The sequence below is a fragment of the Huintestinicola sp. genome (genome assembly GCF_050874005.1).
Classification (GTDB): Bacteria; Bacillota; Clostridia; order Oscillospirales; family Ruminococcaceae; genus Huintestinicola.
The window spans coordinates 81731-102951 of sequence record NZ_JBNMJV010000003.1; the positions used below are offsets into that span (position 1 = coordinate 81731).

A 21221-nucleotide genomic window follows, 5' to 3' on the forward strand; every position below is an offset into this window, starting at 1 on the left:
ATCAAACCTCGTTGGTAAATGTTTTCATTTCGTTGAATTTTGCGATAGCCTTGCCGCTGTCTATCATCTCTGCGGCAATTTTAACGCCCTCTGAGATATCCTTTGCGCCCCCTGCACAGTAAATTGCACAGCCTGCATTAAGGAGAACTGTGTTTCGTTTAGCACCCTTGTCCTTTCCGCTTAAAATGTCAAGGGTTATCTGAGCGTTTTCCTCGGGTGTGCCGCCCTTTAAGTCATCGGGTGTGCAGTATTCAAAGCCGTAGTCGTGGGGGTCGATATCGTAGTTTGATATCTTTCCGTCCTTGACCTCGCACACGTGGGTCACGCCTGTCATTGTTATCTCGTCAAGACCGTCGCTGCCGTTTACCACCATCGCGCCCTTTATGCCAAGTCTGATAAGCACGTTTGCCATAAGGTCCGAGAGCTTTTCATCGTAAATTCCCAGAACGATATAATCGGCAAGGGCGGGATTTGTGAGGGGACCTAAGATATTGAAGAATGTGCGGCAGCCGATCTCCCTGCGGACGGGAGCCACAAATCTCATTGCCCCGTGGAAAACCTGTGCAAAGAGGAATGCAATGCCTGTTTTTTCAAGGCACTTTGAAGCATTTTCGGGGGAGAGCTTGATGTTTACGCCAAGAGCGTCAAGGCAGTCTGCTGCGCCGCTCTTGCTTGAAGCGGCTCTGTTGCCGTGCTTTGCCACGTTTATTCCTGCGGCGGCGATGACAAAGGAGGAGGTGGTGGAGATATTGAATGTTCCTGCCATATCTCCGCCTGTGCCGACAATATCAATTGCGGAGCGGAAGCCCTCGATAACAGCCGCCTTGCTTCTCATACCTCTTGCAAAGCCTGTTATTTCTGCGATGGTCTCGCCCTTCATTCTCATTCCCACAAGGAATGCGGATATCTGAGCGGGGGTTGCGGCGTCGCTCATAATGATGTTCATAGCGTCAAAGGCTTCTTCCTCGGTGAGGTCTGTTCTGTCAACGGCTTTGGCTATGTACTTTTTAAGTGCGCTTCTCTTTTCCATAGGAATGGGGGAAACTCCTGCGCCTGTGGTCTTGACTCCCACCACCTGTGTGAGGAAATTGGATATGATGTTCACGCCCATTTCCGCAAGAATTGACTCGGGGTGGAACTGCACGCCGTAAATGGGATATTCCTTATGGGCAACAGCCATTATCTCTCCGTCCTCGGTCTCGGCGGTTATTTTAAGGCAATCCGGAATAGATTCCTTTTCGATTATGAGAGAATGGTATCTTGCGGCGGTTATTTTATCGGGGAGACCCGAGAAAATGGGGCAGGAGCTGTCTATCTTTATTACGGAGGATTTTCCGTGCATAGGAGCCTTTGCTCTGACGATATTTCCGCCGAATGCCTCGCCTATGGACTGATGTCCGAGGCAGATGCCGAAAATGGGGAGCTTTCCTGCGAAATACTTTATTGCTTCAACGGAAATGCCTGCGTCCTTTGGATAGGAGGGACCCGGGGAGATGACAAGTGCTTCGGGAGACATTTTCTCGATCTCGGGAATGGTTATCTCGTCATTTCTGAAAACCTTGATATCGTTATAAAGGCTTGCCATTGCCTGATACACGTTATAGGTGAAGCTGTCGTAGTTATCTATCATTACTATCATAGTAGCAGATCCTTTCATTTATTTTAAGGGGATTTCGCAGATAAACTTTGTTTATCATTGCGGAAGGGCGACAAGGGAGCGGGGCTTGTTTGCAAGACCAATGCCCCCTTGACCCCTGCAAGCCTTTGGAAAAGGCTTGAGCGAAACTTTTGCCTTGGGGGTCAATTACATTTGAGAGGCTCCGTTAAGTGCGTTAAGCACTGCTGCTGCCTTACGTTTTGTTTCCTCATACTCGTTTTCGGGAACGCTGTCATAAACGATTCCTGCGCCTGCCTGGACATATGCCTTGCCGTTTCTGAAAAGCACCGTTCTGATAGCGATACAGGTGTCGATATCTCCAGAGAATGCCATATATCCCACTGTGCCGCCGTAAAGTCCACGCTTTACGTTCTCAAGGCTGTCGATTATTTCCATAGCCTTTACCTTGGGTGCGCCCGACAGCGTTCCTGCGGGGAGGACGGACATCAGGGCGTCAACGGGAGTTTTGCCCTCTGCAAGCTGTCCCTCAACGTCGGAAACAAGGTGCATTACCTTTGAGTAACGCTCCACTCTCATAAAGTCTGTTACCTTGACTGTTCCGGGAGCGCAGACTCTGCCCACATCGTTTCTGCCCAGGTCAACAAGCATTGTATGCTCGGCTCTTTCCTTGGGGTCGTTTTTGAGCTTCTTTTCAAACTCGATATCCTCGTCTGCCGTTGCACCTCTGGGATATGTGCCTGCAATGGGCTTATTGAGGACAACTCCGTCCGTAACGCTTACCAGCATTTCGGGAGATGCGCCTGCGATGCAGTAATCCTTATGGTCGAAGTAATAAAGGTAAGGCGAGGGATTTGTGGAGCGGAGCATTCTGTAAACATCAAAGGGGTCGGGGGGATTTTCCGCTTCAAACCGTTGGGAGATAACTATCTGGCTGATATCGCCGCCTATGATATGCTCTCTGCACTTTTCAACCATCTCGCAGAACTGCTCTTTGGTGTAATTTGATTTAACGGTTATCTCCGCAGGAGTGAGGACTTTCGGAGCAGGCTCGGGAACGTATCTGCAAAGGAGCTTTCCCAGCTTTTCGGCTCTGTCACCGAGGTTCTCGTACATCATTTCAGCCGCTTTGTCAAAGCTTTCGCCCGACTTCTCTGCAAGCTCCTCTATAGCTTCCTTATCCATATTGAGGATAATTACCGCCCTGTTTGAAAGGTGGTCGTAGGCAACTATCTCGTTGTAGATGAACATATTTGCGTCGGGCATATCCAGGTCATCGTTCGGGATATTTGTCAGCTTCTTTTCGTAATATCTCGCCATATCATAGCCGAAATATCCGATAAGTCCGCCTGTGAGCTTGGGGTAATTTATAAACTTGGGAGATTTGTACTTTTCCATAATTTCCGAGAAAAGCTTAACGGGGTCGGAGGCGTCCTTTACTTCCTTTCTGCCGTCGGAGTAAATGATATCCGCCTGCTTGTTCTTTACACGTATCTCCGCCTTGGGAGCGAGACCTATGTAGGAATATCTTCCCCAGCGGTTTGAGTTGTCTACCGACTCAAGGATAAAGCAGTTTTCGTAGTTTTCCTTGAGGATAGCGAACATTCTTACGGGAGTGAAGCTGTCTGTCAGCAGCTCGTAAAAAACGGGTACTGTGCCGTATGTCTTTAAATATTCTTTTGTCTCTTCAAGTGCGGGATACATCATAATGAACCTTCCTTTCCATAACAACAAAAAAGTCTGCCGTCCCGACAATACACACACGTGTATCATCAAGGGACGACAGACATAATTTACATTATCCGCCGTGGTGCCACCCAGGTTGCAAAGGAGATCATTTAAATCTCCATTGCCTCTTATCGGGTATCGGTGCCTGATAAAAAAAGCATTACCGAAAATTCGATAATGCTGTACTTTTTTTGACAAGAAATAAAAGTACGCAGCATTTCGCATCAATACCCTTTCCTTTTACGCAGGAAATACGGCTCAGGCTACTATCCAAAAACGGAATTCACCCTGCTCCTCACAAACCCATTCACATCTGCTGTTCATATCGGACTTCCACCAATGCCCGACTCTCTGTAATGCCGTCACAAATGCTACTTGCTTTTGTTCATAGGATTTAACTTCTATTAAATTGTAAGTTCAGTATATCACCTGAGCTTTATTTTGTCAATAGGCATAAAATCAATATTGTAACATCTCACAAAAATTCGCAGAAGATTTGTCGGATATTACAAAATTATGCCTGCCTTGCTTCATCGTTATTATGCTTGGGGTGGGCGCTCACAAGGTTTATTGCTTTGAGAATTTCAATATCAATATCCGCATTTTTCTGCGGGAGCATACTGTTTATTCTCTTGAACAGCATACCCTCCGCAGTATTTACGTATGCGGGCTTGATATTATTCAGGGCTATCGCCATCATATCGCAGACGCATTTCTCGCATTTGCAGCAGTCGTATTCCTTCAGAAGCTCGGGAAGTCTCTGTTTAACAATTTCCTCGTTAGCGTTTACCAGCATCGTTGCTGTCCCCTTTCAAGCTGTGATTTATGCGTCGATACCCCTGTTAATAAGTTCAATGCACATTCTGCCGTTGTGGTAAGGGCATTTCCACTCGTTTACCATTGTAAACTTTGGCATAGGCTTGCCGTTATAATCGACCTCAGCCCACCATTCGCTGCCGGGACGCTTGTCTATCTGAACGTCTCTTATCCAGCCCCAGATATGAGCCGCAGCATCAAGGAATTTCTTGTCGCCGCTGTGCTGATATGCATTCACAAAGCCAACAACGGACTCCGCCTGCACCCACCATACACGCTTCTTGTCTATCTCGGTCTTGTCACGCTCGTTGTTGAGAGAGTTGTTCTCATAGGCGATATCAAGGATATTATTTGAAATGCGCAGATCAATTCCTGCCCATTTATCTATGTACTCCTTTTCGCCCAGAACATCACAGGCACGGTCAATGAGCCAGCTTGCCTCGATATCGTGGCCGTAGGAATGGATATCGCCGATAACGTTCAGCTCTCTGTCAAAGAACACGAGAAGCTTATTGTTCGGGCTGTCGAATATCTTCTTTTCGGTGATGTCAAGGAGGAACTTGAGCCTTGCCTTGACTCTTTCGTCGCCGCTTGCTTCAAGGAGAACGGTGTAGCCCTCGATAAGGTGGAGGACGGTGTTCATTGTCTTGTCAGCCATAAGACCGTTCTCGCTGAGAGCGTCATTTTCGATAAGCTGCCAGTTTATGTCAAATGCTTCCATATATGCCACATCATCGGTACATTTTTCCTCAACTGTCTCGAAAAGCTCGAAAGCAAGGTCGAGAGCCTCCTTATCCTTGCAGGCAAGGTAATAGGTGGACAGGGCATAGATAGCAAATGCCTGATTATAGGTGTGCTTCATACTGTCCATAACGGTGCCGTCATAGTTCATCATCCAGTAAACGCCGCCGTTTTTGCGGTCAACGCACTTGTCTCTGAGAAACTCATAAGCGTGTTTAGCATTGTCAAGGTTCTTCTCGCCGCCCACGGTGCGGTAGCAGGAGGAATAGAACCAAAGTATTCTTGAATTGAGGATAACGCCCTTGCCGCCCTTTTTGTCAAGGTTAAGGTCGTTGTCCATCTGACCGTAAAATCCGCCGTATTCATCGTCTCTGAGAGCGTCCCAGAAGGGGATGATGTGGTTTAAAAGCTCATTTTTTGCTTCACTGATAAGCATTGATATTACCTTCCTATAATTTATTTTTTACTTGAGGTCTCTTCCGCAGCAGTTCTTGTATTTCTTGCCGCTGCCGCAGGGGCAGGGATCGTTTCTGCCTACCTTCTTGACACGTCTCGGCTCATTCGAGTAGCTGCCGTCGCCCTGAGTTTCCATAGGCTCGGCAACTCTTTCTCTCTTAGGCTCCTCGTTGCCCTTTACCTGAATGGTGAAGAGCAGTCTTACGGTGTCCTCACGGATAGACTCGATCATTGCGTCAAACATCTCAAAGCCCTCATAGCGGTATTCCACAACGGGGTTCTTCTGACCGAAGGCTCTGAGACCTATTCCTCTTCTCAGCTCCTCCATATCGTCAATGTGAGCCATCCACTTGAGGTCAACTACCTTGAGGAGGATAACTCTCTCAAGCTCTCTGAGCATATCGCTGCCCAGATCCTTTTCACGCTTCTCGTAATATGCCATTGCCCTTTCGGTGAGCATATTAACGATATCGTCCTTTTTAAGACCTCCAAGCTCCTCGGGAGTGTAGTGGAAATCATCGGGAGTAGTAAGGAGACCTGCAAAATGCTCTCGAAGCCCTGTCAGGTTCCATTCGTCCTGAACGGTGTTGTCGATGATATAAAGGTTTACGCCGTCGGCTACCCAGTCCTTTATCATCTTCTGAATGTATTCGTGGATATCTTCGCCGTTAAGGACTTTGGCTCTCTGCTCGTAAATGATAGCTCTCTGAGTGGACATAACGTCGTCGTAGTTCAGGACATTCTTTCTGATAGCGAAGTTTCTGCCCTCCACCTTTTTCTGAGAGGACTCGATCACCTTTGAGAGCATTTTGGACTCGATAGGCATATCCTCGTCGATGTTCATATTTGTCATCATCATCTGGAGACGCTCGCCGCCGAACAGTCTCATAAGATCGTCCTCAAGGGAGAGGAAGAAGCAGCTTTCGCCCTCGTCTCCCTGACGGCCTGCACGTCCACGGAGCTGATTGTCGATACGTCTTGATTCGTGGCGCTCTGTGCCGAGAATGTAAAGACCTCCTGCGGCTCTTACCTTGTCCGCCTGACCCTTTATCTCCTCCTGGTGCTTTGCGTAGAGCTTCTTGTACTCCTCACGAGCCACAAGAATTTCCTCGTCGTCGGTGTCGGCATAGCTTATAGCCTCGCTGATAAGCTCGTCCTCCATACCTTCACGCTTCATATCAGCCTTTGCAAGGAACTCGGCGTTACCTCCGAGCAGGATATCCGTACCACGGCCTGCCATATTGGTGGCGATGGTAACTGCTCCAAGCTGACCTGCCTGTGCAACTATCTCGGCTTCCTTTGCGTGCTGCTTTGCGTTCAGCACGTTGTGCTTGATGCCTCTCTTAGAGAGCATTTTTGAAAGTATCTCGGATTTTTCGATTGAAATTGTACCTACAAGAACAGGCTGACCCTTTTCGTGGCATTCAACGATACGGTCGATAACAGCGTTGAACTTGGCTTTCTCGGTCTTGTATACCACATCGGGGTGGTCGATACGCTGAACGGGACGGTTTGTGGGTATCTCGATAACGTCCAGCTTGTAAATTTCCCTGAACTCGTCCTCCTCGGTCATAGCCGTACCTGTCATACCCGACAGCTTGTGATAGAGACGGAAGAAGTTCTGGAATGTAATGGAAGCAAGGGTCTTGGACTCGTGAGCTACCTTTACGCCTTCCTTTGCTTCGATAGCCTGATGAAGACCGTCATTATAGCGGCGGCCCATCATAAGACGGCCTGTGAATTCGTCAACGATAACGATCTCGCCGTCGTTTACAACGTAGTCGATATCCTTTTTCATAACGCCGTTTGCTTTCAGCGCCTGATTTACGTGGTGGAGAAGTGTGGAGTTCTCTGCGTCGTAGAGGTTTACCACGTTAAAGTATTTCTCAGCCTTTTTTACGCCCTGACGGGTGATGGTGGCGGTCTTTGCCTTTTCGTCAATGATGTAGTCGCAGTCCTCGGCGATTTCCTCCTGGTCGGTCTTGGTGTCCATTTCGGTAACTATGAAAGGCTTTAATGTCTTTGCGAATTTATCCGCAAGGGTGTACCACTCGGTGGACTTGTCGCCTCTGCCCGAGATGATAAGAGGAGTTCTCGCTTCATCAATAAGAATGGAGTCCACCTCGTCCACGATGGCGAAATTAAATTCTCTCTGGACCTTCTCGCTCTTGTAGATGACCATATTGTCACGGAGGTAGTCAAAGCCGAATTCGTTGTTGGTACCGTATGTGATGTCGCAGTTATATGCTTCACGTCTCTCGTCATTGGAGAGGTCGTGGAGTATGCAGCCGATAGTAAGACCTAAGTATCTGTAGACCTTGCCCATTTCCTCGGACTGGGATTTTGCAAGGTAGTCATTTACCGTTACAACGTGAACGCCCTTGCCCTCGAGAGCGTTGAGATAGGAGGCACAGCAGGCAACAAGAGTTTTACCTTCACCTGTTCTCATCTCGGCAATTCTGCCCTGATGAAGAACGATGGCACCGATTATCTGTACGGGATAGGGCTTCTTGCCCAGAACTCTGTATGCCGCTTCTCTTACGGTGGCAAGAGCCTCGGGAAGGATATCGTCAAGGGTCTCGCCGTTTGCGAGCCTTTCCTTGAATTCGGGGGTCTTAGCTTTCAGCTCCTTTTCGCTGAGCTTTGTATATTCTTCGTCAAGGTCAAGTACCTTCTGCTTTATCGGGTCGATCTTTTTAAGCTCTCTCTTGCTGTAGTTTCCGAAAAGTCCGTCTAAAATTCCCATTCTTTTTATTCCACCTTATATATATAAAATTTTAATGCATATTTTATTGCATAAAAGTGATAATGCATAAATACGCACAACTATGCTTATATATTATTATAGCGCATAATTCAAGGCGTGTCAATATATTTTTTTGTTAAGAGCCATATACGGAAATGTGTCCGTCTCACGAATACAGCAGTATTTTCCAAAAGGACAAGGAGCAGGGAAGAAAAATTTGTCTTATATGGCAATTGACCAAAGATGAAAAATAGGATATAATGTAATAGTTGCATATTATATGTAATATTTATACGATAAAGGGTACGGCTCTTAAATAAAGCACCCCTTATATATATTCATAAAATGGAGAAGATATTATTATGGAAAACACCAAGGTTGTCAAGTTCGGCGGAAGCTCTCTTGCCGACGCAGGACAGTTCCGCAAGGTTGCGGATATCGTTCTTTCAGACCCCGCAAGAAGATTTGTTGTTGCTTCCGCACCCGGCAAGCGTTTCAGCGGAGATACAAAGGTCACCGATATGCTTTATAACTGCTACGACCTCGCCGTTAAGGGGGAAAGCTTCGACAAGGCTTTTGAAGCTATTGAGGAACGTTTCAACTCTATTATAAACGAGCTTGGCATCGAGCTTTCCTTAGCCGATGAGTTTGCAAACATCAAGAATGCTTTCGCTCACCGTGCGGGCAGAGACTATGCCGCAAGCCGTGGCGAATACCTGAACTCCATTGTTCTTGCAAAGTTTCTTGGATTTGATTTTATCGACCCTGCGGGATATATCCGTTTTGACGAAAAGGGTGCTTTTGACCTTGAGACAACACGCTCCCTGCTGGCTCCGAAGCTTGCTTCTTCCGCTCACGCAGTTATACCCGGTTTCTACGGCTCAATGCCCAACGATACCATTAAAACATTCTCAAGAGGCGGCTCGGACGTTACCGGTTCTATCGTTGCCAATGCGGCAAATGCAGTTATCTACGAGAACTGGACAGATGTAAGCGGCTTCCTTATCTGCGACCCCAGAGTTGTTGATAACCCCAAGCCTATCACCACCATCACCTACAGAGAGCTGAGAGAGCTTGCTTATATGGGTGCAGGCGTTCTTCACGAGGACGCTATTTTCCCCGTAAGAAAAGCAGGCATTCCCATAAACATCAAGAACACCAACCACCCCGAGGACAGAGGTACTTTCATCGTTGCCGAAACTGCTGAGACATCTCAGTACACCATTACGGGCATTGCAGGCAAAAAGGGCTTTTCCGTTATCCAGATAGAAAAGGATATGATGAACGCCGAGGTGGGCTTCGGCAGAAACGTTCTCAGAGTGCTGGAGAAAAACGGTCTCTGCTTCGAGCATATGCCTTCGGGTATCGACACAATGAGTGTTGTGGTAAATTCAGAGTCCCTTATCGGCAAGGAAAAGGCTATCATTGACGAGATAAATTTCCGCTGCCACCCCGACAAGCTTGAGATCGAAAATAATCTTGCTCTTATCGCCGTTGTTGGACGGAGTATGAGAAAGGCGAGAGGTACTGCAGGCAGACTGTTCAGCGCCCTTGCTCACGCAAGAGTCAATGTCAAGATGATAGACCAGGGCTCCTCCGAGCTTAACATCATCATCGGCGTTGAAGAGGAGGACTTCGAGACTGCCACAAGAGCTATCTACGATATGTTCGTGCTGCCTCAGGAGAAGTGACCCGAGTTCGGGAAAATGTATCGGTACAATGATGTGCAGGGGGTAATCTGAAACCGCTGCACATTTTGTCTATATTGAAAGGATTGATAAAATATGGATAAGCTCTATGCTGCCTACACGGAAAACAATAAGATCGACCCTAAATATTACGATAAATTCAGCGTTAAAAGAGGACTGAGAAACCCTGACGGCTCGGGCGTTATGGCGGGCGTTACCAACATATGCAACGTTCACGGATATGTGCTGAACGAGGGCGAAAAGTGTCCCGATGAAGGTAAGCTTGTGTTCAGAGGCTACAACATCAACGACCTTGTGGAGAACGTTGTTGCGGAAAACCGCTTCGGCTATGAGGAAATTGCATATCTTCTTCTGGGAGGCAAGCTCCCCGACAAGTCGGAGCTTGAGAATTTCGGCAGGCTCCTTGATGAAAACAGAGAGCTTCCCGACGGATTTTTTGAGGATATGATACTCAAGGCTCCCTCAAAGAACATTATGAACAAGATGTCCCGTTCGGTGCTGGCGCTTTATTCATATGACGACTGTCCCGATGACACGGGTGCAAAGCACGAGGTGGATACGGCTGTTTCCATCATTGCAAAGATGCCCGTTATTATGGTTGACGCTTACAATGTTAAGCAGAGATATTACAATCACGGCACAATGTTCATGCACCCTCTTATCCCCGGTCTGTCCACCGCCGAGACTATCCTTTCCCTGCTTCGTCCCGACAGGCAGTACACCGATGAAGAGGCAAAGCTGCTTGACATTATGCTTATGCTCCACGCCGAGCACGGCGGCGGAAACAACTCCACCTTTACCTGCCGTGTGCTCACATCTTCGGGCACAGACCCCTATGCGGCTTATTCCGCAGCTATCGGCTCACTGAAGGGTCCCCGTCACGGCGGCGCAAACCACAAGGTGCTTGAGATGCAGCGCTGCGTAATGGAAAACGTTCAGCACTGGGACAACGAGGGCGAGGTCGCAGATTTCCTTACAAAAATTCTGAAAAAGGAAGCGGGAGACGGCAGCGGACTTATTTACGGTATGGGTCACGCTGTGTACACCCTTTCCGACCCCAGAGCTGTTATCCTCAAGAAGAATGCGGAGAAAATGGCAATAGACAGCGAGTTCGAGCCTGAGTTCAGACTGCTTGAGACCATTGAGCGCCTTACTCCCGAGCTGTTTAAGACTGTCAGGGGCAACGACAAGAATATGTGCGCCAATGTGGATATGTACAGCGGCTTTGTTTACAAGATGCTGGGAATCCCCGAGGATCTGTACACGCCTTTGTTTGCTACTTCACGTATGGCAGGCTGGTGCGCTCACCGCTTTGAGGAGGCTATGACAGGCAAGAGGATAATCCGTCCTGCTTACAAGAGCGTAAACAAGGAAAAGAGCTATGTTAAGCTTTGCGACAGATGAGCTTTTGACACCTGAGAATGATATGTAAAATTTTCCCCTGCCTGCGGCGGGGGATTTTTATATGAATTTGTCTTGTCAACCCAAATGCATATTGACTTTAACAATTTGCCTTGATATAATATAACTAAACAATTTGTATTGCAGGAGTGGTGTTATGTTTAATGAGTATATGTGGCAGACCTACCTTAATGCAGGCGGAAAAAGAATTGTTAAAATGTTTGAAAATAATTTAGGCAAACAAATGACTTGTGAATATATTGACGAAATTTGTAAGCTTCATAAAGATATATGTGCAGCACCGGCTGTAAGCAGATGTGTTTGTGATGATTTGAAAATCTTAAAAGAAGATTTGGAGAACGATGATTTATTATATGGCTGCTATCCGCTTTTTAGTATGAAAGACGGAAGATACACAATTCCTGAAATTATGGATACTTTTTATAATGGGCTTAATAATACAGGGGAGCAGAAACCCAAATATATTTTCCAACAATTTGCCTTTGATATTGAATATTACTCAACCTTTTTGGCAATAAGATTTCCCGAAGCCTTTATTCCGTATTATTTCTGCAATAATTTTAATGTTCTTGAAAAGATTGCGAACGAGTTTGAGATTGAAATGCCGCCGATGCCTGTAAAAAAAGATTATGAAGGAAGATTTTTTTATTACGGAGAAATTTGCGATGTGCTGTGGGATTTCAGAGAAGAGCATAATATGTCACCTTATGAGCTGTGGGCTTTTTTATACGATTTTGCTCCGAAATATATCGGTGGAATTGACAGCTATATTATCAAGGATCTGCCTGAGCCAAAAAGTGCTTTCTTCATTGGCGGTTCAAAAGACGATATATTCCTTGATGAAAGCAAGGATATTGTGACCTGTTGGCAATGTGACCCCGATACAAGAGCAGGCGATATGATAGTTATGTATCTCAGAACGCCGATAAGTGCCGTTGACTCTGTATGGCGAAGCGTTTCCATAGGATTTAACGACCCCTTTTTCTATTATTACAGATGTACATACATTGCAAACCCTGTGGGAGTAAAGCGTATAACTCAAAAGCAGTTACAGCAGGACGAAGTCTTAAAGGATATGCCTATTGTGCGTAAAAATATGCAGGGAATAAACGGAGTTGAGCTTCTGCCGTCTCAGTATAATCATCTTATGGATATTTCAGAGGCAGATGTTCCTCGGTTTGAATTTATAGTGTCTGAGGGTAATGAAATATTTGAACGTGAGAAAGACGTTGAGAATAAGTTGATAATACCGCTTCTGAAAAAGCTTGGCTATGCCGAGAATGAGTATGTACAGCAGCTTTACATTGAGATAGGCAATCATAATCACGCACTTATTCCGGATTTTGTGCTTTTGCCGAAAGTGACTAAAGGACATTATTCTGCTTTTGCCTTGGTTGAAGCAAAACTCAACATTTTAAATCAAAAGGAAATGGAGGCTGTTAAGACACAAGCAAGGAGCTATGCTGTACAGCTTAAAGCAAAGTATGCTGTTATTGCAGATAAAAATAAAATTTGGGTACTTTCATTGGAAGATGATTATTCAGATGATATTTTTTCTGCTTCTTGGAACGAGCTTAACAATGCAGATGTTTTTTCAAAGCTATTAAAACTAATAGGTATCAATTCAATAAAATAATATAATTAGCACAAACATTTTTTTGGAATATTTGTGCTAAATGCATATTGACGATAAACAAACGTTTTGATATAATATGTTTGCGAACGTTTGTGTTAAAAAACGGAGCTGAACGTGGGTTCAGCTCCGAATGATCTTAGTGTGCGGAATTTAATTTGCTGCCCTTGTTTACATCTACGGCGGTGGCACCGAAATAGTTTACCACTTTTTTGCTCTTGGCGGTCTTGGTCATTTCGGCGTAGGTCTCGTCACGCATATTCTCAAGCCGCTCGATGGCAAGCTTGTCGTTTTTCTTGATGGTGTCGGTAAGCTCTTTCAGCTCCTCGATCTTTTTCGACAGCTCCAGCATAGAGCCTGACAGTCCGTCTATCTCCTGAAATGATAGCAGGGCATTTATGGTGTCCTTGCGCTCGATGGACTGGGAGTTTATCAGGCTCCGCATTTCCATTGAGATGCCGTCTACGGCGGTGACGATGTCCTGCCGCTGTCTGATGAGGTCACCTACTCCGTCGATGTCCTCGTATATTATTCTGGAGGTAATGTCGTTGTAGTGCCTGAGCTGCTCGATCTTTTTGTCCACCAGCCCTAAAAGCTTCGGGTCCATAGGCTGACCTCCCTTACTTCACTTGTTTGCCTGCTTCGTAAAATGCGTCTCTCAGCTCGGTTATCATCGGGAGGATCTCTTTGAGTATCTCCGGGTCCTTTTTTACGTTTGCCTGAACAAGTTTCTCACGGAAATACTGATACAGAGCGGCAAGATTGTCGGATATTTCGTATTTCACCTTGAGATGTGCGTCTAAGGCGTCGATGATGTCGCTTGCACGCATTATGGAATTGTGCGCCTTGGGAATGTCCTTGTCCTCGATGAAGATGATCGCCTTGTTTATCTCGGTGATCGCCTTGTCGTAGAGGGCGATAAGAAGCTGTGCGGGGGTCATTGTGTTGACCGACTGCTGCATATATTTCTGATAGGGGTTCATTTTTATGATTATCCTTTCTGGGGAATCCTGCTCCGAGGGCTTGCCTCAGAGCAGAACTCTGTTTGGAAATCCTTTTTATCAGCCTGTTGTGCTTGATGTGCCGAAGATGGAGGTGGACTGATTGTTCATTGTGGAAATGTAGGACTCAAGTGTCGAATACTTTGTCCACAGTCTCTCCTGCTCCTTTTCATACCTGTCATTCAAGGTATCAATAAGGCTCTGGAGATTTGATATCTGATTGTATATCATATTGTTGCGGTCGGAGCGGGTATTTGCCACGCCTGCCATTGCGGTGAGGGAGCCTTTGGGATAGCCGTTCTTGTTGGAGCTTGTGTCGATTGCAGCTGTAACGGCATTATTGAGGACTGTTCCCAGACCGTCCTTGGTATCGGTGAAGAAGTTTGCGATCTCATCGCCGTATTTCTCGATAGCTGCGTCAAGAACGCTTTCGTCCTCTATCTTCAGCTTTCCGTACTCGTTATAATCATCGGAGGTGTCGATACCCAGAGCCTGAATGGTCATTCCGCCTACATTTGCGCAGCCTACAGCCTGACGGATATTTGTGAACACCTTGGAAAGAGTGTTGTCGTGGTAGAGAAGACCTGTCTTTGCCTTTTCCTCCCACTTCTCTATCTCATCAGCTTCCATTTCGTCCTTCTGGTCGTCGGTGAGGGGATCGTAGTAATCTCCGTCGTCCTTGGGGCGCTTGGTATTAAGCTGCTCGTAGACCTTGTCAAGCATTTCGTTGTATGCTTCAACAAAGCTTAAAATAGTTTCCTTTATCTTGCTTGTGTCCTTGGAGACGTTGACGGTTATCTCCTCGGCATCGCCGTTTTCGATATCCTCTTCGGTAAACTCCTTCACATTGTTTATGCTGAAGGTTGTTCCCTGAATGGCAAAGCTGTTGGAAGCACTTTCAAGGGTAACGCCGTTGACAGTTATCTGAGCATTGGAGCCTCTGAGGGTCATACTGCCCACGTTGTCAACGCCGCTGAGGGTAGTTGTGCCGAAAAGCTTCTTTATTGCTTCTCCGCTTTCGCCTTCAAACTCAACGGTGTTCTTTCCTGTTACGGATAAAACGCCCTTATCCTCGTCATAGGTGAAATATCCCGAGCGGACAAGGTCGTTTATGGTCACCTTTCCGCCCTCGCCCGAGCCTGCCATATTAAAGGTCACGCCGCCGTTTACGGTGAAGGATATCTTGTCCATATCGGCTATGACACGGTCGCCTGCATAGGGAGTTTCGGTGTAGTTGGAGGAGGCTCCGTCAACGGTCACATTTCCCGAAGCTTCAACTGATACAGCCTCGCCTGCTGCGGGAGTGAACTTGATCTTTGCGCCTGTATCGTCAAACACCTGAACGGAAAAAGTGCCCTTTCCGCTGGGGAAGGATGCTTTGTATGCATCGTTCAGAGCGGTGGCTATTTCCTCGCTTGTGTATTTCTTATAATCCTTTTCAATGCCCATTGCACTAAGCTGATCTTCTTCGCTGACGCCCTCAAGATCGCTGCCGCCAACGTTTACCACGCCTTCGGCAGAAACGGTCATAACGGTCTCAAACTTATCATCTGCGTTCTTTTTTGCATAAACTGTGCCGCCGTCCTGAGAATAGCTGTATATCTGATTTCCGTCTGCATCGGTATAGAGCTTTGCATTTATTTCGGTGTCGTCAACAGTTATTTTCTCGGTCTTCTGCTTCTGAGTGAGACCTGTTATTGCAAGAGTTTTGCCGTTTACGGTTATACCGTCACCAGAGGCAAAGCCGCTTGCGGAGGCGGTGAAGTCAAAACTTGTGACAGAGTCATCAATGTTCTTGTCTGTAAGTGTGGCAATGGTGGGGTCAATGCCCAGCTCGTCACCCATATTGAAAAGGGAATTTAAAAGGTTGCCCGAGGTCTGGGATATTTTAAGCTCCTTGCCTGCGCCTGTTTCGTTGGTTTTAAGCTCGAAGGACTGGCTGAGTGCATTGAAGCTCATTGTAACGCCTGCATCGGACTTGTTTATGGTGCTCATCATTTCCTTGACGGTGGTATTTCTGTCAAAGGAGAAGCTTTCGCCGTTTATGGAAAATTCGAAGCTGCTGCCCGAAAGCTCTTGAACAAAGTCAAGGCTGCCAAGCTTTGAGGTGGAAGATATCATATTGGAAGCGTCGTTTTTAAGACCTACAGCTGAGTTGTAGCCAACGGTGAAGATATGTGACACCTTATCGCTTGCGGCATTTTCGATAGTAAGCTTATTGGTGCCGTCCTTGAAGGAAAATCTTGCGGCGCTTATCTCTCCGAATGACTCATTTAATGCGGTGAGGAAATTGTCCTTGGCATTTTCGCCGCCCTCGAATGTGATGTTTCGTGCGGAACCGTCAAGCGTTACGGTAACGGTATTGCTGCCTGCGGAGGCTTCGGAAAAATCAAGCTCTACAGTACCCGCAGAGGCTCTTTGTCCCGAAAGGGTGGCTGCCTTTGCGGTTTTGATGGAGGTGATGGAGTATTTTCCGGGGACTGCGCTTGTGGAAGCGGCCACAATGAGAGAGTCGTCCGAAGACTCTGCCTTGTTGGACTTCATTACCGCATTTGCTCTGATAGAGGAAGAAGACTCGATATTAAGATACTTTTTCTTAAAATCGGACAATGTGGTTATAACGCTTCTGTAAGCTTCCTGCTTCCACTGGAGAGTCTGGAGCTTCTGCTTTCTTTTATCGAGAGAGTTTTTGGTATTGGCAACGCCTGCCTTCACTAAGGACTCGATATCGAGACCCGAGGCGAGACCTGTCATTCTTGTTATTTCGTGTGTTGTTGCCATCTGAATGACCGTCCTTTCAAAATTATGTTATGATCTATTTGATCTCATTTAACTGAGTGGGGGTATCGGTAAGGAACTTGTTCATAAAGTCGGCGGAAACTTTATTTACTGCCGCCTGAACGTTAAAGCCCCGTGACTCGAACATTTCCGAGCGGATTATCTTAACGTCCTTGGGAGCACTTATTCCCAGCCTGACCTTGTCCTTGCCCGCTTCGACCACGTTTACAACAACGTCATCGCCGATATGTATCCCCTCGCCCGTTTTTCGGGTGATTATCAGCATAATCTTAGTCCTCCTTCTTGGCGAATACGGGGAATTTTATGGGGTAATCGTCGGCGGCTATGACCTGCGCCGCTTTGTTGTTTTTTGTATTGATGATAATTGGGCTTTTGAGGTTTACGGTGGCGTCCATATTATTCTCGGGGATAACGGCGATAACGTAGAATTTTGCGTCATTGTCGTCCTCCATATCGAGCACCGCCACGTCCTCGTCGGCTACTGTTACACGATAGTCGGAACAGAATTCAAGGGGGTCGAAGAGGATAAAGCAAAGGTTGGGATTTTCCGTGCTCTGGAGCCACACAGGGCATTTTCCGCTGCCTAAGGGGGAGATGAGGATATAATCCTTATAGTCCTCAAATGCGAATATGCCCTGGGGGAAGGTTATTATCTCGGAGGGGGAAACCTCGATCTCGTCAAAATCTCTTGTTTTTACGGTTATTCTGCTGATAGTATCGTTCATAATCATTCCTCAAATCCGGGAGCGGCGCTTCTGGGGAAATAGATAGGCTCGCCCGTATATTCGATCTCTACCTTGGGGCGCTGGTTTACGATAAACTCAACGGTTCCCGGAACAAACTCAAGCTGTGCGGTGGGATTGGTGTTCCAGTCCATACTAAGCTGTTCTGCCTTGTAGTTTATGCTGAGTGTATTGCCCGACCAGCTTATATCGGGTCCCTCCTTGGGGAGAAACTCCATTATCGTTTCCATTGTTCTGCTTGCCTTGGAGGCGGCGATGGAAGCGGGGGTGGCTTCAAAATTTCCGAGAGCGTTGCCCTCGTTTACGATGTTGGCAACTGCCTGATATGCTACTTTTATGCCTTTCTGTGCTTCGTCCTTTGCAAAGGTGTCAATGTTTTTGTGACCGTAGCCCAGACTTTCTCTGGCGGCGGTATTGTCGATATGCACCTGAATGGGGTCTGCGGTTATCTGCATTCCTCCGTGGCTTTTGGATATCTGTACGGTGGGAGCAGGAGTATCGAGCTTCAGCTCCGCACGGGTAACGTTGATCTCCACATTTATTGGAACAGATGTGATATTAAGAAGCTGATCCATAACTTGGTCCTCCTTTGTTCAGTATTATACAAAATCAAAAATGCTCTTGGGGATAATGCCCGAGCCCAGGGAAAGGGAAGCGTTGTATGCCGCTTCGATAGACTTCATATTGGTGATCTCCTCTTCGATGTCCACGCCCTCTATGGTGTTCTGCTTTTCGGAGAGGTTGATGCGGTAGACCTCGTTTCGGTCGATGTACATCTGCATATTGTTCTGCTTTACGCCAAGTGTGGTGATGGCGTCAAGAACCTTGGAGTTTGCTTCGTCAAGCTTGTCGATATAGCGGTTTACCGATTCGGTGTCGCCCTTTCTGAGAGCGGCTGCTGCGTCGTAAACAAGCTGAATGAGATTAAGGGAGTCATTATCCTTATCTGTGCCGCAGCCTGTTATCTCAGCGCCGTTAAGTCCCATATCAAGAGCGGTGGCAGGGTTTATAGTGCCGTTTTCGTCATATTTTACGCCAAGCCCGATGTCCACATAAATAGGATTTGTTCCCGGGAAGCCGTCTGCTCCGCCGCTGTCGGAGGGGCAGTTTATGGTTTTTGTTTCGGCAAGCTTGCCTTCCTTATCGTAATACTTGATAGTGCCGCCGTTTACTGCATTTTTGAGATCGTCGCCCATAAGGTTTACGGGGATATCGTTGAAGCAGACTATTCTTTCGGTGGGGGCAGAGCTGAAATCGGGGCTGCCGTTAACGGTGAATTTTACGGTGTCGGCTGCGGTCTTGTCGGGGCTGCTGTAATAGGTCTCGCCCTCAAAATCGTTGAGGTCGGTTATCTCGTTGCCGTCGGCATCGTAAAATTTATCAAAGGTATATGTATTTCCTGCGCCGTCGGTATAGCTGCCGTCCGCTGCAGGGGTGAGAGCTGCGCCGCCCAGCTCGGCGGTATCGTACTCGTTGCCGAATATCTTGACTGTGCCGTCGGGCATTTCCACCTCAACTCTGGAGTAAACGGTGAAAGGGGTCTTGTCGTTGCTTGCTGAGCCGAACATCTGCCTTGTGGCGAAATCGGTGTTCATATCCTGCACCATATGCTCTGCCTGCTGCTCAAGCTCAAGAGCAATGGTGTTAAGCTCGGTCTGGTTCATAGTGTCCTGTACGGAAACTATTTTTGTCTTTACGTTAAGATAGGTCTTGTCTGCGATATCGTAAAGAGCGTCCTCGGCTGCGTAGAAAAAATCCTTTGCGGTCTTGAGGTTTTCATCGTAGATATCAAGATTTTCAAGGGATTTTCTTACGTGAGCAGCCTTTGCTGCCGAGGAAGAGTCCTCGCTGGCACGGTTGTATTTTCTCTGGGTGAGTATTTTAGTCTGAGATTTCAGATAGCTTGAGAGAAGACTGTTATAGCTGTTTAAAAACGCTCCGCTGAACGCATTGTTTGTGACTCTCATTGGAATTCAGCTCCTTTTATTATCAAAGTCCTACTTTGCCCGTGCCGTTTATCAGCTTGTCAAGGCACTCGTCAAGGGCGGATATCATTCTGGAAATGGCGTTGTACCATTTCTGATAGTTCATCATATTTACGCCTTCTTCGTCCATACTTACGCCCATTACCTCGTCTCTTGCATCGGAAACGCTTTTAAGCATAATGTTTGTGGAGTCGAAGCTTCCCAGCTCATATTCAAGGTCACCGCCTACGGTCTGACCGTAGTACTGGATAAAGCCCTCAAAGGTGTATTCATCGGGCTCGTTTCCGAACTTGTACTTGCCCTCGAAAGCGGAGAGGATCTTGTTTATGTAGGTGTTGTCAAGCTCATCGTAGTTATAATCAAGGTTGCCGTCTGCGTCAACTGCAGGGTGAACACAGCGGAGGACGTTGTTTTTCCAGCTGTCTGCGATCTTCAGATCGGAAATGCTTCCGTCTGTAAGTGCGCCGTCCTCAAATTCAAACATTTTGAACTGGCTGCCTTGTGCTATTGCTTCGGGAGAGCTGTTGTAATCATCATACAGAGAGTTGAAAGTCTTGACCATTGTGTTGGCGAAGGCTCTCATAGTTTCCTGATAATATTTGATGCCGTTGTAGCCGTTTTCGTCGCCCACGGCATAACAGCCCTTGCCGTTGTACATATCGAAAAGACCTTTTATTGAACCGCCTGTGAGGGTGTCGGTCTCCTCGGTAACGGTTATTGCATAGGAGGGAGCTGCTTTTAACTGCTCATCGGTCATATTGTTTGTAAAGATGGGATCGTAAGCGTCTCCCGCTGCAGCAATGATCTTCTTTTCAAGCTCGCACGCCTGCTTCACCTTGCCGTTGTAGATATATGAGTTAAGAGTTTTAACCATTTCCGTAAGGTCGGGGTCTGCCATTATTGCATCGGTTATCTCACGCTCGCACTTTGTCCATTCCTTGTCGGTGTTGAGGCTGCTTACGTGAAGCTCGGCAAAGTCGTTCCTTGCGTCCTGAACGTCAGAGAAGATAACTTCTGCTTTGGCATAAGCGTCATTCTTAACGAGAGCCACGTCTCCGAAGTATACATCATAACCGCCGTCAGCCTGCTGCTCAACGTTGATGTTCACATACTGTGAAAGCTCGTCGCAGAGCTTGTTGAAGCTGTCTTTGAGTTCCAGCGGACCGTACTCTATCTCTGCCTGATAGCCGTCTCTGGTGGCGTAAACGTTGTTCATCTGGACGTAGGAGTCCTTTATCTGCTTGTTAAGGGAAGCAAGCTGCTTGAGGATAGTGTTCACTCTGTCGTTGGTGACGAGAATGTCCTCTCTGGTGGAAAGCTCTACATCGTTAAGTCTCAGGTCAAAGTTCTTGAGAACGTTGATGACCGAGTCTGCGGCGTTCATAGCAACGGTGGAAAGATCCTGTCTGTCAGCGCCTGTGGCGGAGAAAGACTGGAAAGCAGCCTTTAAGTTTCCGAAAATAGCGGAAAGACCTGCTTCTTCATTCTCCACGTCATCGAGGATATCTTCGATGTCCGCAAGTACGGTGGTCTTGGCGCCTGTGTCGCAAAGCTCGGCGCTGTATCTTCTCACCTTTGTATCAAGGAGCTTGTCTCTTATCTGTGTAACGCCTACGGCGTCTGCACCCTTTCCTGCAAGATTTACCTGGCTGTTGTAGCCCAGACACCCTGCGGTGTTTGCAACTGATACTATGTCGAGGCGCTGTCTGGTGTAGCCCTCGGTCTTTATATTTGTGATGTTGTGTCCTGTTATATCAAGACCCTTCTGTGCAAGCTGGAGACCGTCTCTCTGCACATAAAGCCCAAAAAACGATGAAGCCATTTTTA

Annotated in this window: 16 protein-coding genes; 3 read left to right on the forward strand and 13 right to left on the reverse strand. The window is 47.0% G+C overall.

Annotated features, from left to right (window positions below; all coding sequences use genetic code 11):
* Window position 1: 1 nt before the first annotated feature.
* From ACR0QN_RS02110 to secA, 5 genes are all read right to left on the reverse strand, one after another.
* Entirely contained in the window at window positions 2-1639 is a 1638-nt protein-coding gene (locus ACR0QN_RS02110) for a bifunctional anthranilate synthase component II/anthranilate phosphoribosyltransferase (RefSeq protein ID WP_432649535.1), read from the reverse strand.
* Between the two features lie 165 nt (window positions 1640-1804).
* The gene (gene trpE / locus ACR0QN_RS02115; protein ID WP_432649536.1) at window positions 1805-3322 is read right to left on the reverse strand and encodes an anthranilate synthase component I; all 1518 of its coding nucleotides are present in this window, start codon (window positions 3320-3322) and stop codon (window positions 1805-1807) included.
* Between the two features lie 535 nt (window positions 3323-3857).
* On the reverse strand, window positions 3858-4139 hold the full coding sequence (locus ACR0QN_RS02120; protein WP_432649537.1) for a late competence development ComFB family protein: 282 nt from the start codon (window positions 4137-4139) through the stop codon (window positions 3858-3860).
* A gap of 27 nt (window positions 4140-4166) precedes the next feature.
* Window positions 4167-5336, reverse strand: coding sequence for an AGE family epimerase/isomerase (locus ACR0QN_RS02125; protein WP_432649538.1), 1170 nt, complete (start codon window positions 5334-5336; stop codon window positions 4167-4169).
* Window positions 5337-5363: 27 nt separating this feature from the next.
* Entirely contained in the window at window positions 5364-8102 is a 2739-nt protein-coding gene (secA, locus tag ACR0QN_RS02130) for a preprotein translocase subunit SecA (RefSeq protein ID WP_432649539.1), read from the reverse strand.
* Between the two features lie 362 nt (window positions 8103-8464).
* Between secA and ACR0QN_RS02135 the strand changes: the two genes are divergently transcribed.
* The 3 genes from ACR0QN_RS02135 (at window position 8465) to ACR0QN_RS02145 (ending at window position 12869) form a co-directional block, all read left to right on the forward strand.
* Complete coding sequence (locus ACR0QN_RS02135) at window positions 8465-9793, forward strand: aspartate kinase (protein ID WP_432649540.1); 1329 nt, start codon at window positions 8465-8467, stop codon at window positions 9791-9793.
* Window positions 9794-9886: 93 nt separating this feature from the next.
* Window positions 9887-11215, forward strand: a complete 1329-nt coding sequence (locus ACR0QN_RS02140) for a citrate/2-methylcitrate synthase (RefSeq protein ID WP_432649541.1) — start codon at window positions 9887-9889, stop codon at window positions 11213-11215.
* A gap of 154 nt (window positions 11216-11369) precedes the next feature.
* The gene (locus tag ACR0QN_RS02145; protein ID WP_432649542.1) at window positions 11370-12869 is read left to right on the forward strand and encodes a hypothetical protein; all 1500 of its coding nucleotides are present in this window, start codon (window positions 11370-11372) and stop codon (window positions 12867-12869) included.
* 136 nt (window positions 12870-13005) lie between these two features.
* On the opposite strand, the gene ACR0QN_RS02150 is transcribed toward ACR0QN_RS02145, so the two are convergent.
* The 8 genes from ACR0QN_RS02150 to ACR0QN_RS02185 form a co-directional block, all read right to left on the reverse strand.
* Window positions 13006-13473: a hypothetical protein gene (locus tag ACR0QN_RS02150; protein ID WP_432649543.1), complete on the reverse strand. Its 468-nt coding sequence runs from the start codon at window positions 13471-13473 to the stop codon at window positions 13006-13008.
* A gap of 13 nt (window positions 13474-13486) precedes the next feature.
* A complete protein-coding gene (fliS, locus tag ACR0QN_RS02155; protein ID WP_432649544.1) occupies window positions 13487-13849 on the reverse strand; it encodes a flagellar export chaperone FliS in 363 nt (120 codons plus the stop codon).
* A 78-nt stretch (window positions 13850-13927) separates the two neighbouring features.
* Window positions 13928-16648: a flagellar filament capping protein FliD gene (gene fliD / locus ACR0QN_RS02160; RefSeq protein ID WP_432649545.1), complete on the reverse strand. Its 2721-nt coding sequence runs from the start codon at window positions 16646-16648 to the stop codon at window positions 13928-13930.
* Between the two features lie 34 nt (window positions 16649-16682).
* Window positions 16683-16931, reverse strand: coding sequence for a carbon storage regulator (locus tag ACR0QN_RS02165; protein WP_432649546.1), 249 nt, complete (start codon window positions 16929-16931; stop codon window positions 16683-16685).
* Window positions 16932-16935: 4 nt separating this feature from the next.
* Entirely contained in the window at window positions 16936-17391 is a 456-nt protein-coding gene (fliW, locus tag ACR0QN_RS02170) for a flagellar assembly protein FliW (protein WP_432649547.1), read from the reverse strand.
* 2 nt (window positions 17392-17393) lie between these two features.
* Window positions 17394-17984, reverse strand: a complete 591-nt coding sequence (locus tag ACR0QN_RS02175) for a DUF6470 family protein (RefSeq protein ID WP_432649548.1) — start codon at window positions 17982-17984, stop codon at window positions 17394-17396.
* 24 nt (window positions 17985-18008) lie between these two features.
* Entirely contained in the window at window positions 18009-19376 is a 1368-nt protein-coding gene (locus ACR0QN_RS02180) for a flagellin (protein ID WP_432649549.1), read from the reverse strand.
* 22 nt (window positions 19377-19398) lie between these two features.
* Window positions 19399-21216: a flagellar hook-associated protein FlgK gene (locus ACR0QN_RS02185; protein ID WP_432649550.1), complete on the reverse strand. Its 1818-nt coding sequence runs from the start codon at window positions 21214-21216 to the stop codon at window positions 19399-19401.
* Between the last annotated feature and the right edge of the window lie 5 nt (window positions 21217-21221).

Bases quoted from the DNA above. Each gene is read 5' to 3' on its own strand.
- ACR0QN_RS02175 (WP_432649548.1), bottom strand. From the start codon at position 17,984: ATGGATCAGCTTCTTAATATCACATCTGTTCCAATAAATGTGGAGATC.
- ACR0QN_RS02165 (WP_432649546.1), bottom strand. From the start codon at position 16,931: ATGCTGATAATCACCCGAAAAACGGGCGAGGGGATACATATCGGCGAT.
- fliW (WP_432649547.1), bottom strand. From the start codon at position 17,391: ATGAACGATACTATCAGCAGAATAACCGTAAAAACAAGAGATTTTGAC.
- ACR0QN_RS02110 (WP_432649535.1), bottom strand. From the start codon at position 1,639: ATGATAGTAATGATAGATAACTACGACAGCTTCACCTATAACGTGTAT.
- ACR0QN_RS02140 (WP_432649541.1), top strand. From the start codon at position 9,887: ATGGATAAGCTCTATGCTGCCTACACGGAAAACAATAAGATCGACCCT.
- fliD (WP_432649545.1), bottom strand. From the start codon at position 16,648: ATGGCAACAACACACGAAATAACAAGAATGACAGGTCTCGCCTCGGGT.
- ACR0QN_RS02120 (WP_432649537.1), bottom strand. From the start codon at position 4,139: ATGCTGGTAAACGCTAACGAGGAAATTGTTAAACAGAGACTTCCCGAG.
- secA (WP_432649539.1), bottom strand. From the start codon at position 8,102: ATGGGAATTTTAGACGGACTTTTCGGAAACTACAGCAAGAGAGAGCTT.
- ACR0QN_RS02125 (WP_432649538.1), bottom strand. From the start codon at position 5,336: ATGCTTATCAGTGAAGCAAAAAATGAGCTTTTAAACCACATCATCCCC.
- ACR0QN_RS02150 (WP_432649543.1), bottom strand. From the start codon at position 13,473: ATGGACCCGAAGCTTTTAGGGCTGGTGGACAAAAAGATCGAGCAGCTC.
- ACR0QN_RS02145 (WP_432649542.1), top strand. From the start codon at position 11,370: ATGTTTAATGAGTATATGTGGCAGACCTACCTTAATGCAGGCGGAAAA.
- trpE (WP_432649536.1), bottom strand. From the start codon at position 3,322: ATGATGTATCCCGCACTTGAAGAGACAAAAGAATATTTAAAGACATAC.
- ACR0QN_RS02135 (WP_432649540.1), top strand. From the start codon at position 8,465: ATGGAAAACACCAAGGTTGTCAAGTTCGGCGGAAGCTCTCTTGCCGAC.
- ACR0QN_RS02180 (WP_432649549.1), bottom strand. From the start codon at position 19,376: ATGAGAGTCACAAACAATGCGTTCAGCGGAGCGTTTTTAAACAGCTAT.
- ACR0QN_RS02185 (WP_432649550.1), bottom strand. From the start codon at position 21,216: ATGGCTTCATCGTTTTTTGGGCTTTATGTGCAGAGAGACGGTCTCCAG.
- fliS (WP_432649544.1), bottom strand. From the start codon at position 13,849: ATGAACCCCTATCAGAAATATATGCAGCAGTCGGTCAACACAATGACC.